The organism is Microvirga terrestris (assembly GCF_015694425.1).
Lineage (GTDB): Bacteria > Pseudomonadota > Alphaproteobacteria > Rhizobiales > Beijerinckiaceae > Microvirga > Microvirga terrestris.
Genome location: NZ_JADQDN010000012.1, coordinates 41389 through 56700, shown reverse-complemented (window position 1 = coordinate 56700; position 15312 = coordinate 41389). Strand labels below are relative to the sequence as shown.

14 protein-coding genes and 1 pseudogene are annotated in these 15312 nt (G+C 63.9%); 5 read left to right on the top strand and 10 right to left on the bottom strand.

The window, feature by feature from the left end; genetic code table 11:
- The first annotated feature begins 5 nt into the window (after positions 1 to 5).
- Positions 6 to 833: an ElyC/SanA/YdcF family protein gene (locus I2H36_RS17635; RefSeq protein ID WP_196265214.1), complete on the top strand. Its 828-nt coding sequence runs from the start codon at positions 6 to 8 to the stop codon at positions 831 to 833.
- On the opposite strand, the gene I2H36_RS17630 is transcribed toward I2H36_RS17635, so the two are convergent.
- Together I2H36_RS17630 and I2H36_RS17625 are read right to left on the bottom strand one after the other, a co-directional pair.
- The gene (locus I2H36_RS17630) at positions 800 to 1075 is read right to left on the bottom strand and encodes a DUF3253 domain-containing protein (protein WP_190846701.1); all 276 of its coding nucleotides are present in this window, start codon (positions 1073 to 1075) and stop codon (positions 800 to 802) included. The two genes, I2H36_RS17635 and I2H36_RS17630, sit on opposite strands and share 34 nt — an antisense overlap.
- On the bottom strand, positions 1068 to 1760 hold the full coding sequence (locus I2H36_RS17625) for a DUF599 family protein (protein ID WP_196265213.1): 693 nt from the start codon (positions 1758 to 1760) through the stop codon (positions 1068 to 1070). Before I2H36_RS17625 ends, I2H36_RS17630 begins: the two co-directional genes overlap by 8 nt.
- Before the next feature lie 74 nt (positions 1761 to 1834).
- Here I2H36_RS17625 and I2H36_RS17620 point away from each other — a divergent pair, with 74 nt between their 5' ends.
- Positions 1835 to 2245 carry a rhodanese-like domain-containing protein gene (locus I2H36_RS17620; protein ID WP_196265212.1) on the top strand — a complete coding sequence of 137 codons (411 nt, stop codon included), beginning with the start codon at positions 1835 to 1837 and terminating at the stop codon, positions 2243 to 2245.
- Here the strand turns inward: I2H36_RS17620 and I2H36_RS17615 are convergent.
- The 4 genes and pseudogenes from I2H36_RS17615 to I2H36_RS17600 form a co-directional block, all read right to left on the bottom strand.
- Positions 2242 to 2535, bottom strand: a complete 294-nt coding sequence (locus I2H36_RS17615; protein WP_196265211.1) for an acylphosphatase — start codon at positions 2533 to 2535, stop codon at positions 2242 to 2244. The two genes, I2H36_RS17620 and I2H36_RS17615, sit on opposite strands and share 4 nt — an antisense overlap.
- A 223-nt stretch (positions 2536 to 2758) precedes the next feature.
- A pseudogene (locus tag I2H36_RS17610) lies at positions 2759 to 3172 on the bottom strand (gamma-glutamylcyclotransferase family protein); the annotation flags it as partial.
- A gap of 17 nt (positions 3173 to 3189) precedes the next feature.
- The gene (locus I2H36_RS17605; protein WP_196265209.1) at positions 3190 to 5190 is read right to left on the bottom strand and encodes an acetyl-CoA carboxylase biotin carboxylase subunit; all 2001 of its coding nucleotides are present in this window, start codon (positions 5188 to 5190) and stop codon (positions 3190 to 3192) included.
- A gap of 104 nt (positions 5191 to 5294) precedes the next feature.
- Positions 5295 to 5708: a hypothetical protein gene (locus tag I2H36_RS17600; RefSeq protein ID WP_196265208.1), complete on the bottom strand. Its 414-nt coding sequence runs from the start codon at positions 5706 to 5708 to the stop codon at positions 5295 to 5297.
- 318 nt (positions 5709 to 6026) lie between these two features.
- Between I2H36_RS17600 and I2H36_RS17595 the strand changes: the two genes are divergently transcribed.
- Complete coding sequence (locus tag I2H36_RS17595) at positions 6027 to 6956, top strand: ring-cleaving dioxygenase (RefSeq protein WP_196265207.1); 930 nt, start codon at positions 6027 to 6029, stop codon at positions 6954 to 6956.
- Positions 6957 to 7072: 116 nt separating this feature from the next.
- The gene (locus tag I2H36_RS17590) at positions 7073 to 7681 is read left to right on the top strand and encodes an alpha/beta hydrolase (RefSeq protein WP_196265206.1); all 609 of its coding nucleotides are present in this window, start codon (positions 7073 to 7075) and stop codon (positions 7679 to 7681) included.
- A gap of 196 nt (positions 7682 to 7877) precedes the next feature.
- Here I2H36_RS17590 and I2H36_RS17585 read toward each other — a convergent pair whose 3' ends face one another.
- A complete protein-coding gene (locus I2H36_RS17585) occupies positions 7878 to 8957 on the bottom strand; it encodes a PLP-dependent cysteine synthase family protein (protein WP_196265205.1) in 1080 nt (359 codons plus the stop codon).
- 2 nt (positions 8958 to 8959) lie between these two features.
- Positions 8960 to 10492 carry an acyl-CoA carboxylase subunit beta gene (locus tag I2H36_RS17580; RefSeq protein WP_196265204.1) on the bottom strand — a complete coding sequence of 511 codons (1533 nt, stop codon included), beginning with the start codon at positions 10490 to 10492 and terminating at the stop codon, positions 8960 to 8962.
- A gap of 152 nt (positions 10493 to 10644) precedes the next feature.
- Between I2H36_RS17580 and I2H36_RS17575 the strand changes: the two genes are divergently transcribed.
- Complete coding sequence (locus I2H36_RS17575; protein WP_196265203.1) at positions 10645 to 11022, top strand: hypothetical protein; 378 nt, start codon at positions 10645 to 10647, stop codon at positions 11020 to 11022.
- Between the two features lie 48 nt (positions 11023 to 11070).
- Here the strand turns inward: I2H36_RS17575 and I2H36_RS17570 are convergent, their stop codons facing one another.
- Together I2H36_RS17570 and I2H36_RS17565 are read right to left on the bottom strand one after the other, a co-directional pair.
- A complete protein-coding gene (locus tag I2H36_RS17570) occupies positions 11071 to 11805 on the bottom strand; it encodes an ATP12 family chaperone protein (RefSeq protein ID WP_196265202.1) in 735 nt (244 codons plus the stop codon).
- A gap of 125 nt (positions 11806 to 11930) precedes the next feature.
- Positions 11931 to 15101 (bottom strand): tetratricopeptide repeat protein, encoded by a 3171-nt coding sequence (locus I2H36_RS17565; protein ID WP_196265201.1) that lies wholly within the window; start codon positions 15099 to 15101, stop codon positions 11931 to 11933.
- Between the last annotated feature and the right edge of the window lie 211 nt (positions 15102 to 15312).

Sequence of the window (15312 nt, the reverse complement as noted above, 5' to 3'; positions counted from 1 at the left end):
GGCGGGTGTTCTACTACGTCTCGAAAATCGCGTGGTTTTTCACTACGCCATCCAATCTGCTGATCAGCCTCATCCTACTGGGGCTGATCCTCAGCCTATTCAAGCGTATGCGCCGCCTCGGCATTGGGCTGAGCCTCGCCTTCACGCTAGCGACCGTTGCCCTGGGCCTCCTGCCGATCGCCACCTATGTCCTGCTGCCTCTGGAGGAACGCTTTCCCGCCTTCCACGATGACGGCAGACCGGTCGACGGCATTATCCTGCTCGGCGGCGCCGTCGAGGCATCCGATTCGAAAGCCCTGGGCAGCATCGTGGCCAATGAAGCGGCCGAGCGTGTGCTCGACACGATCCAGCTTGCCCATCGCTACCCGAAAGCTCGCATCCTCATCTCGAGCGGTGCCGGGACTGTCTTCAGGGACGGGGCCACTGAGGCTCCCATCATCGCAGATTACTTCAAGACCATCGGCATCGACCCTGCCCGCATTCTGATCGAAGACCGGTCGCGGACGACGGCCGAGAATGCCGCCTACTCGCAAGAACTCGTAAAGCCCCGAGAGGGCGAGCGGTGGCTCCTGGTGACGTCGGCCTGGCACATGCCGCGAGCCGTAGGGGTATTCGAGAAGGCTGCGTTTCCAGTGACACCCTATCCGGTGGATTTCCGCACGGCCCGTGGATTGCGCACCCACCTGCCCTTCGCGTCCCTCTCAGAGGGCCTGCGGCGACTCGACATAGGCACCAAGGAATGGGTGGGCCTGATCGGCTACTACGCGACCGGGCGCACCGCGCGACTGTTCCCCGGACCTCAGGATTCTGCAGGCGGCAGCGCCAGCCGATAGGTGCCACGAAAGTCGTCCGGGTCGACCGGCCGCCCTTTGCGCAGGATGACGATACGTCCCTCCTTCATGAGGCGCACGGCCACTTTCCGGACCGGCTGCATGAGCGGCCCCCATCCGTCCGGCTGGTTGCCGCCAAGAGCCTGGGCCACGTCGGCCGGCCCGATGGTTTTACCAGGTCCCCGCTCCTCCAGGAGCGCCAACATGGTGGCTTCCAGCTCTTCCGGTGTCGCGGTTCTAGACATTGAACTGCTTCACAGCCGCCTCCCTGGCATCCGACAGAAACTGGCGCCGCCACATGACAATCAGCACGCCGGCTGTGGCGACCATGAAAAGGTAGGCGCTCACGAACCACCCGAGATAGGCCAGCGAGAAGAAGAAGGCCCGCTGGCCGCGGTTGAAGTGCTTGCCCGCAACCGCGTTCATGGCACCGGCCTGACGGGCGACGGTAAGCGCCTCCTCGCGGCTGCTCTCCGTCAGTACAGGAACGGCCCCGACGATGATCGCCATGTAGTTGAAGAGCCGATACGACCAGGCAAACTTGAAGAAGGCATAGACGAAGATCACGGCAAGCCCGCCGACCTTCACGTCCCAGGCGATCCGCGTCGGCGGCTCGCCGAAAGGCAGATCGGCAAAGAGCGGCAGCACCGAATCCGTCGAGCGCAGGAGCGCCAGCACGCCACCGATGGCAATGAGGGAGGTGGAAGCGAAGAACGCGGTGCCGTTCATGAGCGAGGCCAAGATCGTGGTGTCGACGATCCGGTTCTCGCGCACCACCATCTGCTCCATCCAGCGATAGCGATACTGGTTCATCACCTTGTTAAGGCTCTTCTGCCCCGCGGGCGTGAGTTCGAGGGCCGCGTGGTAGCCGAACCAGGCGATCAGAAAGAAGGCCAACGCCGCGTAGTCGAGATTGGTGAAGCCCAGCACCCGTGATCCCCCGTTGACTCCGCCGCCATCATGCCCAGTTTGGTGAAAGGCTCAAAGCGGAAGAACAACCTGTCATGCCTCAAACCATCACCCGCGGCTACAAGACATTGCTCGACGAGGCCAATGCGAAGATCCGGACCGTGCCGGTCACCGAGGCCATGTCCCTGCACGGCCGCGAGGACGTGGTGTTCGTGGACCTGCGCGATCCGCGCGAGCTGGAGCGCGAGGGGCGCATCCCGGGCGCCGTGCATTGCCCGCGCGGCATGCTGGAATTCTGGATCGATCCGGAAAGCCCCTATCACAAACCGGCCTTTGCCCAGGACAAGACCTACCTGTTCTTCTGCGCCGCAGGCTGGCGCTCCGCTCTTTCCGCCGCTACGGCACAGGACATGGGCCTGAAGCCGGTCGCCCACATGGAAGGCGGCTTCACAGCCTGGAAGAAAGTTGGCGGAGCTATCGAGAGCACGGAGCCGAAGAAGACTTAAGTTGTTCGCCGAATTTCGAACCGGGTGGGCAAGTCGCGATCGCCCTCGCTGCCGTCGAGGGTCTCTATGGTCTCGACCACGGCGCCGGCGGGCCCCTGATGGCAGGCCTTGAGCATCACTTGAACCAGATCAGCCGGGCCTGAGAAAACGGCTTCGACCGAACCGTCCCGCCTGTTCCGAACCCAACCCTTGAGACCGTGCAGCTCGGCCTGATGCTGGGTCCAGGCGCGAAAGCTTACGCCCTGGACGCGGCCACGGATCAGAACATGAAGGGTGCGGCTTTCGCTCATGGTTCCTCCGCGATGAGCATGGCATCGGCGTAGTCCTCATCGGGCGTTTCGATAAGGGACAAACCTCCTGCGCCATACGCGGACTCAACGCGCCCGTATGGCAAAGGTTCTTCGAGCGGGAATCGCCCGTTCAGCGGGGCTTGCGGATCGTGCTCGCCGGGACGCTCCAGAGAGGGCGGACCTTAGGCTGCTGAGGCGCCAATGCCGAGGACTGGGTCTTCGGTAGCCACATATTCAGGCTCCGGATGTAATCCTCCGGCAGGCTCGCATGCCGGGCAGCCTCGATCACGCCTTCCATGTAGCCAGGGAGCGGAGTGCCGGGCTTGGCGCTGCGGCCTACATAAACGAGCGCCCGGCGCGGCCCCTGCGCCGTCACGATCGGCTGGATGACCTTGGCGTAGAGGCCCGTCGAGAGGCTTTCATAGCGGTCGAGGGCTGGCACGTCCGCGAGCGCCAAATCCCACACCATGCCCCAAACCGCCCGCTGCGGATCACGCACGACCGTGGCATAGCCTTCGTCGAAGATCATGAAGCGGTGGCGCATGAGCCGCCCGATGCCGACCTGCTTCGAGCCCGGACAACGCATCAGCATGGCAGCTTGGTCCATGTTGGACCCATAAGCGAAGTAAAGGGGCATCGTTAGCGCCTAAACTCTCAGGCGAATTCCAGGATCACGGCATCGACCGCGAGGCTGTCGCCTTCCTTGGCGTGGATCTTGGAGATGGTGCCGTCGCGCTCGGCGCGCAACACGTTCTCCATCTTCATGGCCTCGACGATGCAGAGCGGCTCGCCCGCCTTGACCTCCTGGCCCTGGGCAACGCTGATCGCTTTCACCAACCCGGGCATCGGGCAGAGCAGCTGCTTGCCCGTATCGGCCTCCAGCCGCTCCGGCATCAGGGCGGCGAGCTCCGCCTCACGCTTGGTATAGACCCGCACCTCGGCGGAAGCCCCTGCATGGGACAGGACCACTCCGTTGAGGATCGGGCGCACCTGCACCGCGATCTCCTCGCCACCGACGGTGCCGTTCCAGACCGGCTCACCGGGAATCCAGCCCGACGCGATCGGCCAGGTCTCGCCGTCGATCACCACCGCGAAGCCGCCGTCGATGTCCTCGATGGCCACCTCGTGCCGCTCCGTGCCCAGCATAACCACACGCTCGCGCTCGAATTTCACGGCGGAGGCGGGCCGCATCTGGCCCGAGATGTGCCGCTTGCGCTCATTGAGGATGTGGTCGACGGCAGCGCCGACGGCCGCCATGCGATGGGCGACAATGCCCTCCGGCGCAGGCGCCCTGAAGCCTTGCGGGAACTCCTCGGCGATGAAGCCGGTGGAGAGCTTGCCCGACTGCCAGCGCGGATGCTGCATCAGGGCTGTCAGGAACGGGATATTGTGGCGGATGCCCTCGATGGCAAAGGCGTCCAGCGCCGTCGCCTGGGCCTCGATGGCCTGGAGGCGTGTGGGCGCATGGGTCACGAGTTTGGCGATCATCGGATCGTAGTAGATCGAGATCTCGCCGCCCTCATACACGCCGGTGTCGTTGCGCACCGTGATGCCATCCTGTTCGCCCTCGTTCGGTGGGCGGTAGGTGACCAGCCGGCCCGTGGAGGGCAGGAAATTGCGCACCGGGTCTTCCGCGTAGATGCGGCTTTCCACCGACCAGCCGTTGAGCTTCACGTCGGATTGGGCAAGACGCAGCTTCTCGCCTGCGGCCACCCGAATCATCTCCTCCACGAGGTCGATACCGGTTATCATCTCGGTGACCGGGTGCTCCACCTGGAGGCGGGTGTTCATCTCGAGGAAGTAGAACGACTTGTCCTGGCCGGCCACGAACTCCACCGTGCCGGCGGAATCGTAGCCCACAGCCTTGGCGAGAGCGACCGCCTGCTCGCCCATAAGGCGTCGTGTCTCCTCGTCGAGGAGCGGCGATGGAGCCTCCTCAATGACCTTCTGATTGCGGCGCTGGATCGAGCATTCGCGTTCGCCGAGATAGATCACGTTGCCGTGCTTGTCGCCCAGCACTTGGATCTCGATGTGGCGCGGATCGGTGATGAACTTCTCGACGAAGACGCGGCTGTCGCCGAACGAGCTTGCCGCCTCCGACGTGGCGCGGGCAAAGCCCTCTGCCACCTCATCGGAGGAGTAGGCGATGCGCATACCCTTGCCGCCGCCACCGGCGGAGGCCTTGATCATCACCGGATAACCGATCTCGTTGGCAATCTGCACCGCCTGCTCGGGTCCCTCTATCACGCCGAGATAGCCCGGCACGGTCGAGACCTTGGCGGCTGCTGCCGCCTTCTTTGACTCGATCTTGTCGCCCATAGCCGCGATGGCGCCAGGGTTCGGACCGATGAAGACGATGCCGGCCTCGGCCAGGGCCTTCGGGAAGGCCTCGCGCTCGGATAGGAAGCCATAGCCTGGATGGACAGCCTGGGCGCCGGTGGCCTTACAGGCTTCGATGATCTTCTCGATCACCAGGTAGGACTGAGCGGCGGCAGCCGGGCCGATATGGACGGCCTCGTCGGCCATTTCCACGTGAAGCGCATCCCGGTCGGCGTCGGAATAGACCGCCACGGTCTTGATGCCCATGCGCCGGGCGGTCTTGATGACCCGGCACGCGATTTCACCCCGGTTGGCAATCAGGATCTTGTCGAACATGAACCCTCGAACGCTCCAGCCAAAAACTAAACCCACCTCCGTTACTGCACATCCGTGCCTTGGGGAAGCGGGGCTTGGTTCAGCATTTAGCTTTAGAAGCTAGATCAGGCGGCGATCTGGGACAGCCTTGCCTGCTGGCGCCCGCGCATGATGAAGTCGAGGAGCGCGACGTCCACATAGCCAGCCTCATCCAGGATGGCGTAGGCGATCGCCATGGCATTCGGAGACGGTCCGCTGACCTCTAGGAGGGTTGCGAGCCAGAGGGCGTCATCGTTGCTGACCACGCCGTGGGGAGCCCGCTTCCAGATGACGAAATCGGCCACGAGCCTGGTCAGCACCGCGCCCCAGGCGTCGACAGCGGTGACGATGCGGTCGACGGCCAGCAGGGATTCGACCTCAAGACGGCTGGTGATGCCTTCAGCGAGGATCTCGTCCTGAAGCATCGCCACGTCGTCCTCGCAGATATGACCCCTCTCGGTGAGGCTGTCGATGAAATCGCGAAGTTGATCCTTCAACATCCGTTTTGACTCCCGCCGGCATTTATTTCGGCCAACGCCGGTTGATCGCTTGTGCGGGATGACATTCACACGGGCGGCAGGGCTAAACCGTTAACACGGCATGCTGAATCGCCGTTGAGGTTAAGCCTTGCTAAGACTCTTTGGTTGCCGGAATCTTGACGTAACGGATTTTCCAACGTTTGCGCGGATTTGCCAGGACGAACCTCCGAGCTTTGCAATCCCGCAAGGTAGCCCTTTCCGCACTTCATCGAAGCTCGGTGGTACTTATTTCCCTGTCAACGCAGCGCAATCCGCGCTTGCCCGTTAAGGAACGCACCCATGCGGCACCACGGCATTCATCACGTCACCGCCATTGCAGGCCCGGCCCGTGGCAATCTCGATTTCTACACCCGTGTACTCGGCTTGCGCCTCGTCAAGAAGACCGTCAACTTCGACGATCCGGGCACGTACCACCTGTATTTCGGCGACAGCCTCGGCCATCCCGGCTCGATCCTGACCTTCTTTCCCTGGGAGCACGTGGCGCCCGGACGCAACGGCGTCGGCACCACGCAGGAGACGGCTTTCCGCGTACCTGAAGGCTCCCTGGGCTTCTGGATGCACCGCTTCATCGAGCAGGGCGTCGAGCATGGCAGCGTGGAGAAGCGCTTCAGCCAGAGCGTTCTGACCTTCAAGGACCCGCACGGCACCAGCCTTTCGCTCGTCGGCATTCCGAATGCCGAGACCGAGGAGGCATGGAACGTGGATGGCATCCCGGCGGAGCATGCGATCCGGGGCCTGGAGGGCGTTACCCTTCTCGTCGAGAACGGGGAGCGGACGGGCACGATCCTGACCGACGTGTTCGGCTTCCGCGAGGCAGCCCGCGAGGGCTCCGTCGTCCGCTACAGGACGGACGCGCTCATGGGCAGCACGGTCGACATCCGCAGCGTCGGCGGTTTTCTGCCGGGTCGGATGGGCGGCGGCTCCGTGCATCACGTGGCCTTCCGCGCCAAGGACGATGCCGATCAGGCCGGGATGGTGAAAAAGCTTGCCGAAACCCATGGCCTCCAGACCACGGAGCAGAAGGACCGCAACTACTTCCGGTCCGTCTATTTCCGCGAGCCCGGCGGCATCCTGTTCGAGATCGCCACCGACGAGCCGGGCTTCGCCGCCGACGAGGCGCAGGAGCGGCTGGGTGCCGAGCTGAAGCTTCCGGCATTTCTGGAATCGCGACGGGGTGACATCGAGGCGCGTCTGCCAGAATTGGCGTGACCTAAACCCTCTCCCCTCTGCGGGAGAGGGGCAGTAAGTTTAAGCACAGCCCCTCTCCCACCCTGCTGCGCAGGGCACCCTCTCCCGCTTCGGGGAGAGGGAGAAAGAGAAAGATCATGACCGAACTGTCCTTCATCCACCGTTACGAGCCCGCCACGGACCCGACCCGTCCGCCTCTCCTGCTGCTCCACGGCACGGGTGGCGACGAGAACGATCTTCTCGGTCTCGGCCGCATGATCTCACCCGGCTCCACCCTGCTCTCCCCACGCGGCAAGATCCTGGAGAACGGCATGCCCCGCTTCTTCCGGCGACTCGCTGAAGGCGTGTTCGACGAGGAGGACGTGCGGTTTCGCGCGAACGAGCTTGCGGATTTCGTGGCCGAGGCGCGCAAGGCCTACGGGCTTGAGGCTCCCATCGCGGTGGGCTTCTCCAACGGCGCCAACATCGCCGCCGCCATGCTGATGCTGCGCCCTGAGATACTGGCCGGCGCGGCGCTGCTACGGGCCATGGTACCGTTGACCCAGGCTCCGGCAGTGGATCTTGCGGGCAAGCGGGTGCTGATGATCTCGGGCGCCCTGGACCCGATCATTCCGGCTGATAACTCGCAGCGCCTTGCTGCGTCTCTGTCCGCATCGGGTGCCGATGTTCAGCACGAGATCCTGCCGGCAGGCCATAACCTGTCGCAGACGGACCTACAGCTGCTGGTGAGATGGTTTGGTGAATAGACGCTCACTTATCCTCTACTGTCATCCCCGCGCAGGCGGGGATCCATAACGACGACCTTGCACCAACCCGGCACCGTCCGGCGTTTATGGATTCCGGGCTCTGCTACGCAGCCCCGGAATGACATTGAGGGTATCTGCCTCAGCGCCATGGCCGTCCCCGGATTTGATCCGGGGATCAGTCACGGCCATCCACGTCTTAGGGCGCGGCAAGGGCACCAGTCTCGAAGAACCCTTCCATCGCCTCCTCGGCGGCCTTGATGCAGATGCCGCGGCATTCGAGCCAGGCGTCGTCGAAATGCGTGCTGCGGTAGCGCTCGCCGGAATCGCACAGGAGCGTCACGACGGAACCCGTCTCGCCGTTCTTCACCATCTCGCCGACGATCTGCGCCACAGCCCAGAGGTTGGTGCCCGTGGAGCCGCCGCAGGAGCGGCCGATGCGGCGTGACAGGACCCGCGCGGCCGCAATGCTGGCCGCGTCCGGCACCGCATACGCGCGGTCGATGAGGTCAGGCACGAAGGATGGTTCGCAGCGCGGGCGGCCGATGCCCTCGATCACCGAGGGCGGCCCAGAAACGGTGCAGACCTCCCGGTCGGCCAGATGCCGGTGGAACACGGAGGCCTCGGGATCCGCGAGGCAGAGCCGGGTCGGCAGGCGACGGTAGCGGATGTAGCGCCCCAGCGTCGCCGAAGTGCCGCCGGTCCCCGCCCCCACGACGATCCAGGTCGGGATCGGGTGCTCTTCATGCGCCATCTGGCTGAAGATGGATTCGGCGATATTGTTGTTGCCGCGCCAGTCCGTCGCCCGCTCGGCATAAGTAAACTGGTCCATGTAATGGCCGCCGAGTTCGTCGGCGAGCCGCGCGCTCTCCGCATACATCTCGGCGGGGCTATCCACGAAATGGCTCTCGCCGCCATAGAAGGCGATCTGCGCGATTTTTTCCGCCGAGGTCGAACGCGGCATCACGGCGATGAAGCGCAGACCCAGCATCCGGGCGAAATACGCCTCCGACACGGCGGTCGATCCGCTCGACGCCTCGATGATCGTGGTGTTCGGCCCGATCCAGCCGTTGCAAAGCCCATAGAGAAACAGTGAACGCGCCAGCCGGTGCTTCAAGCTACCCGAGGGATGGGTCGATTCATCCTTGAGATAAAGCTCAACGCCCGGAACAGCCGGCAGCGGCACGCGCAGCAGATGCGTATCCGACGAACGGTTGAAATCCGCCTCGATGATCTGGATGGCTGTGGAGACCCAAGCGCGGGTGGAGGGGAATGGCATGATCACAACGGGATATTATCGTGCTTCTTCCAGGGCCGCTCCGTCTCCTTGTGTCGGAGCATCGCGAGCGCGCGCGCGATCCGGCGCCGCGTCGAATGCGGCATGATCACCTCGTCGATGTAGCCGCGCTCCGCCGCCACGAAGGGCGACATGAAGCGGTCCTCGTATTCCTTGGTGCGGGCCGCGATCTTGTCCGCGTCGCCGATATCCTGGCGGAAGATGATCTCCACCGCGCCCTTGGCACCCATCACGGCGATCTGAGCGGTGGGCCAGGCGTAGTTGACGTCGCCGCCGATGTGCTTTGAGGCCATCACGTCATAGGCGCCGCCAAAGGCTTTGCGCGTGATCACCGTCACGAGCGGCACGGTGGCTTCCGAGTAGGCGAAGAGCAGCTTCGCCCCGTGTTTGATCAGGCCGCCATATTCCTGCGCGGTGCCCGGCAGGAAGCCCGGCACGTCCTCGAAGGTGACGATCGGGATGTTGAAGGCATCGCAGAAGCGCACGAACCGGGCGGCCTTGCGGGAGGCATCCGCGTCGAGCACGCCGGCCAGCACCATCGGCTGGTTGGCCACGAAGCCCACCGTGCGGCCCTCGATGCGACCGAAGCCGGTGATGATGTTCTTGGCGTAGGCTTCCTGGATCTCGAAGAAATCCGCCTCGTCCACGACCTTCAGGATCAGCTCCTTCATGTCGTAGGGCTTGTTCGGGTTGTCCGGGATCAGAGTGTCGAGGCTCTCATCCGTACGGGACGGGTCGTCGAAGCTCGGGATTTCCGGCACGCCGTCCATGTTGTTGGCGGGCAGGAAGTCTATGAGGCGGCGTACCTGGAGCAGCGCCTCCACGTCGTTGTCATAAGCGCCGTCAGCCACGGACGACTTGGTGGTGTGCACCTTGGCGCCGCCGAGTTCCTCGGAAGTCACCGTCTCGTTGGTGACGGTCTTCACCACGTCGGGGCCGGTGACGAACATGTAAGAGCGGTCGCGCACCATGAAGATGAAGTCGGTCATGGCGGGCGAATAGACATCGCCGCCCGCGCAGGGGCCCATGATGACCGAGATCTGCGGGATGACCCCCGAGGCGATCACGTTGCGCTTGAACACCTCGCCATAGCCGCCGAGCGCCGCCACGCCCTCCTGGATGCGGGCGCCGCCGGCATCGAACAGGCCGACGATGGGTGCGCGCATCTTGAGCGCCATGTCCTGAATCTTGGTGATCTTCTGGGCATGGGCTTCGGAGAGCGAGCCGCCGAAGACGGTGAAATCCTTGGCGAAGACGAAGACCGTTCGGCCATTGACGGTGCCCCAGCCGGTGACCACGCCGTCGCCGGGGATCTTGGCCTTGTCCATACCGAAATCAGTGGAGCGGTGCTCAACGAACATATCGAACTCCTCGAAGGAGCCATTGTCGAGCAGGAGTTCGATGCGCTCCCGGGCGGTCAGCTTGCCGCGGGCGTGCTGCGCCTCGATGCGCTTCTCACCGCCGCCGAGGCGGGCCTGCGCGCGCCGCTCCTCAAGCCGTTCGAGCATGTCTTTCATGGCTGGACCCTGACTCCCGGGAAAATGATCCCCCGCTTAGCACAGCCGTGCCTGGGTCAAAATCCCACTATGGGTGTGTGCTCCACAGCACTTCTCAGATCGACCGGCGCGGGCTAAGAAAGTTTCGTTATTACGTTACAATGGGGCTGAACATGAACAAGTCCACCCAATTTTCGGCTTTGGCCGTATCCCTGTCGCTGCTGGCGGCCGGCTGCGCGAGCCGCTCGGAAGACGTCGGAGCCGCCTATGTGTCACCAGTCACATACCAGAGCTACAGCTGCAAGGAATTGAGCCTCGAGGCTCAGCGGGTCAGCAGCGCGGCTGCCTCGGCAGCAGGTGCCCAGGACTCCCAGCGGACCAAGGATGCGGTCGCCACGACGGCTGCCGTCGTTATCTTCTGGCCAGCCGCCTTCCTGGTGGGCGGCGATAATGCCAAGACAGCGGAACTCGCCAACCTCAAGGGACAAATGCAGGCTATCGAAGCCGCTTCGATCCAGAAGAAGTGCGGGATCACCTTCCAGCGCGGCTGACGCTCTAAGGTTCAGAAGCCGCCGGCGCGCTGGGCTCCGGCGGCTTTTTCATGCCTGCGTCAAACGATAGACCAGGGACGCGGCCCGGAAATCGGCCTCGCGCCGGCGGCGGCGCTCCATGGCCTCGTAATCCTCACCCCAGACGCTCTCCTGATAAAGCTCATCCACATGGGCGGCTGCCCAGGCCTGCTCCGTGTCGAGCTTCCGGGCCGCATGGGCGAGCGCGATCAGCACCGAACCGGACAGGGTCGTCATCACATGGAGAGCTGCGAGCGCAAACGGCGATCCGATCTGCTCGATGGCCCCGCGGATGGCTGCGACCGCCTCCTCCGGCTGCCCCACATGCATCACGCCCTCACCTAAGGTGAAGCGAGCGCCGTGGGCATCGAGCGCCCAGTCGAGCACTGGTCTCCAGGCGTCATCCTGAGACTTGGCTAGGCGCTCGGGCTCGCCGGCCCGGTAATAAACGAGGTCCGATCCGGCATAACGCACCAGATCGTCGACCACCTCGGCCATTCGCGGCGCCACGCCGTCGATGGCGGAATTGACGATGCGGGTAACCGGCATGGTGGAGGGATCGATCTCGCCCCCCTGCACCTGCCATTCCTCCGCCAGGGCTTCGGCCAGCGCTTGTGAGGGCACGGCCAGAGGGTGCTTGCTCGGCGTCTTCGCCGTCCGGCCGTCGAGCGTGAGGTGGAACAAGCCGTCCCGCTCCTCGACGCCAGCCTCCTTGTAGAAGCGCTTCGGCAGGGTGGGCTTCATACCGGCCTGAGCGGCCCGCATGGGGTTGGGTTCCTCGGCTGAGGGGAACCAGTCGCGTGGGTCTGTCATGGGGGCAGAAATAGTCGCTCCCGGCGCTGTATGCGAGGGATGCTATGAAAAATCCTGAGGGTTGAGGTGTAACCCGCCTACCAGCGGATCCTCAGCTCCCCTCCCAGAGACCAGCGGCTGAACGGCTCGTCGTCCTCTCCGGTATTGAAGTTGCCGTCGTCTTCCGACGAGCGTGCATAGGAGATGAGGTGGCTTGCATAGAGGGCGAAGGTCGTCTGCGAAGTGAAGTCGTAGTTCAGGCGTGCAGACGCATAGGAGACGAAGCCCCCCTCGCCGGGCTCGCTCCAGCCATATCCGGCAGCGCCCTGGAGATCGAACCACCATCGTTCCGCCAAGGGTCCGTAGAATTGGACGCTTGCTTCCAGGGATTGGTAGCGCTTGGGATTCCAATAGCCGTTGTCGACAACCTCCGCGAATTCGAAGGCCGTGTAGCGCGCGCCCAGCCAGAAATAGGGGTTGGCCGTGAAACGCTTGGCGAACTCCACCTGCCCCCAGATGCGCTCGTTGCCGTCGGAGTAGTGGCTGTAGATCGCCTGGGCGGCAAAGCGGGTCGCGTTGTCCGGTGTCACGACCGTCTTAAGGCCGAAATCGTTCTCCAGCACGTCGTTCACGATCGAGTATGTGTTCTCGTCCGCGTAGTGCCGTGCCAGATTCAGGTCGAACCGGAACACATCGGAGGCAATTAGGCTCAAGCTCGTGTCGTGGGTGAGCGTGACGTCCTGATCCTCGTCTCCGTCCGGCCGGTTGCGCCGTGACTCGTCCTCAACGTTCAGGAAGACCGACGACTTGAACTCGACATGGTCGCCGAATCTGTGCTGCCCGGCGATGCCGATGCTCGACATGTCGACACTTGGGAAATCGTCGCCGCGAAAGCGCATGAAGCGGGCCTGAGGCCCGAATTTCGTCAGACCATCGTTGAAGGTCAACTCGTGGGAGGCCTGCAGCGACCAGATCGCGAGATCGTCCGAACGGCGGGCATACCAGCTCTCGATGCGCGTCAGGGGTCGGCGCTCAAGATAAAGCTGATCGAGAAGCGCCAGGGCACCGGGATCAGCGGGCTTCTGCGCCAGGACGGCCCTCGCATAGCCCTCCGACAGGTCCGGGCGCCCCATCTCCCGGCGCGCCTGGGCGGCGATGAATAGCGTGGCGGGGTTCCGGTCGCCGCTGGCCAGAAGTGGGTCGAGCCGGGCAAGAGCCGCCTGCGGCAGCCCCATGGATCTCTCGGCCGTCGCAGCACCGCGGATCGCCTCCACATTGCCGGGCTGGAGTGAGAGCACCACCTCAAAATCAACCAGGGCAGATTTGTGCTCCGTGATGTCGTTAAGGGCGTTGCCGCGTCCGATGAGAGCATCGACGTCGGTATCGTTCGACGCCAGGATCTCGCTGAAGACCGGGATAGCAAGCTTCTGCTGTCCGCTCCAGGCCAGGGCGCGGGCGAGACCGAGCCGGGCATCCCGCCGCTCCTGCGCGTTCAGGTCGGCGCGCTGAAGCACCTTTTGGAAGAGCGGGATGGCTCTCAGCGGCTGACCCGCATACAGCACCTGCTCGGCATATTCCCGCAGCAACTCCCGGCGGCGCCCCGGCATGACGGTCAGCGCACGTTCGAAGAGGTTCACGGCTTCCGCATTGCGGGTTTGCCCAGCGGCTTGGCGTGCTGCACCGACGAGCGCATCCGAGAACGCCTTGCGGGCTTCCTCGTCACGCGGGTTCTCCCGGAAAAGCGGCTGCCAAGCGGCAATGGCCTCACGGAACTGGTTGCTCCAGAGGAGCGCGAAGGCAAGGCCGCGCCTCACTCGCCGACGCTCCGCGTCGGAGCGCTGGCCATCGCCCAGGGCCTCTCGATAGAGGGGCACCGCGCCGGCCGGATTGCCCGAATAGGCCGTCTGATCGGCATATTCGGGAAGCAGTTCCTGCCGTCGTTGCGGTGCGGTCTCGATGGCTCTGCGGAAGTAGGAAGCGGCATCGGCGTTGCGGGTGCTCTCGGCCGACTGGCGGGCAGCACCCACGTAAGAATCAGAGAGCGCTTTTCGCGCCTCCGCATCGCTCCGGTCAGCCTGAAGGATATTGCCCCAGGCTTCGATCGCCGGCTGAAACTGGCTGCTCCACAGGAGAGCGAACGCCAGCGAGCGGGTCGCCTGTTGCCGCTCCACTGCCCGAAGATCCTGACGGGCGAGAACCTCGCGATAGAGGGGAACCGCCCTGCCCGGCTCTCCGGAGAAAGCAAGCTGGTCGGCATATTCGCGACTAATCTGCCCCCGCTTGGAGGGATCGAGCGAGATCGCCCTCTCGAAGAGCGAAGCCGCTTCCCTGTTGGCACCCCGTCCCGCCGCTTCTCGGGCCGCCGCGACGGCTGCATCGGCAGGCGAGACTGGAGCGGTGACAGGCGCTCGTTGCACTGGCGCAGGAGCGGCCTGAGAAGGCTGCGCTGTCTGTGCACGGCTTCTCTCGGCGCCGGTTCGAGCTTCTGCCAATCCTTGTCGGACCTGAGCGTCGTCCGGAGATGCCCGAAGCACGCCCTCGAGGGCCGCGACGGCAGCCGGAAACTGGCCACTCCACAGGAGAGCGAAAGCAAGTCCCCGCCTCAGGCGCCGCTGCTGGTCCTCGGGACGGCTGCCATTCCGCAAGGCCTCTTGATAAAGCAGCACGGCCTGATCGGGCTGGCCAGCGTAGGCCGTTTGATCGGCGAGTTCCGGTAATAGTTCCTGGCGACGCTGCGGCGCTGTCTCGATGGCGCGGCTGAAGAGCGTCCTGGCGTTTGCATTGTCGGAGCGTTCTCCGGCCTGTCGCGCTGCACCGACCAGGGCGTCAGACAACGCCTTTCTGGATTCATCGCTGGCAGGGTCTACCCTGAGGCGGGCCTCCCAAGCGGGAATAGCCTCCTGGAACCGGATGCTCCACAGGAGAGCGAAGGCTAGTCCACGCTCGGCTCGTTCGCGATTGGCGGCATCGATAGCAGGGTCGTTCAGTCGCTCGCGATAGAGAGGCACGGCATCCCCAGGGCGGCCGGAATAAGCAACCTGATCCGCATATTCGAGCAGGAGTTCGTTGCGGCGCTCGGGCGCAAAGTTGATCGCCTGCTCGAAAAGACGAGCGGCCTCCTGATTTTCGTTGGTGGAAGCAGCCTGCCGCGCTTGCTCCACAAAATCCTGGGCCGATTGGGCCAGAGCAGATGACGCGGCCAGCCCGAACCCACAGAGGAAAGCGAGGCTTGCGAACCGGATACGAAGGGCAAGCCTACGCTTATACATCGTCTCAGAATCTCGAATCACAAATTCAGGAGGGGCAGTATCTGGATTTTGCCCTTATGGCAGGTAAAGATCGGATCTGGCGAGAGCCTCGCTTCTCCTAACTTTCTTTCCTAGAAAATAGCCTATTCTTATCCCCAGACCAGAGGCCCTTCGCCTCCAGCGTATCTTTCGGAGACGTCTTTCTTGTCCCGTCCTTTGTCCCGCTTTCAGA

Excerpts from the sequence above, each read along its gene's own strand:
- I2H36_RS17570 (WP_196265202.1), bottom strand. The coding sequence starts at position 11,805 with ATGCGGGCCGCTCAGGCCGGTATGAAGCCCACCCTGCCGAAGCGCTTC.
- I2H36_RS17565 (WP_196265201.1), bottom strand. The coding sequence starts at position 15,101 with ATGTATAAGCGTAGGCTTGCCCTTCGTATCCGGTTCGCAAGCCTCGCT.
- I2H36_RS17630 (WP_190846701.1), bottom strand. The coding sequence starts at position 1,075 with ATGTCTAGAACCGCGACACCGGAAGAGCTGGAAGCCACCATGTTGGCG.
- I2H36_RS17580 (WP_196265204.1), bottom strand. The coding sequence starts at position 10,492 with ATGAAAGACATGCTCGAACGGCTTGAGGAGCGGCGCGCGCAGGCCCGC.
- I2H36_RS17620 (WP_196265212.1), top strand. The coding sequence starts at position 1,835 with ATGCCTCAAACCATCACCCGCGGCTACAAGACATTGCTCGACGAGGCC.
- I2H36_RS17605 (WP_196265209.1), bottom strand. The coding sequence starts at position 5,190 with ATGTTCGACAAGATCCTGATTGCCAACCGGGGTGAAATCGCGTGCCGG.
- I2H36_RS17575 (WP_196265203.1), top strand. The coding sequence starts at position 10,645 with ATGAACAAGTCCACCCAATTTTCGGCTTTGGCCGTATCCCTGTCGCTG.
- I2H36_RS17595 (WP_196265207.1), top strand. The coding sequence starts at position 6,027 with ATGCGGCACCACGGCATTCATCACGTCACCGCCATTGCAGGCCCGGCC.
- I2H36_RS17615 (WP_196265211.1), bottom strand. The coding sequence starts at position 2,535 with ATGAGCGAAAGCCGCACCCTTCATGTTCTGATCCGTGGCCGCGTCCAG.
- I2H36_RS17590 (WP_196265206.1), top strand. The coding sequence starts at position 7,073 with ATGACCGAACTGTCCTTCATCCACCGTTACGAGCCCGCCACGGACCCG.
- I2H36_RS17585 (WP_196265205.1), bottom strand. The coding sequence starts at position 8,957 with ATGCCATTCCCCTCCACCCGCGCTTGGGTCTCCACAGCCATCCAGATC.
- I2H36_RS17600 (WP_196265208.1), bottom strand. The coding sequence starts at position 5,708 with ATGTTGAAGGATCAACTTCGCGATTTCATCGACAGCCTCACCGAGAGG.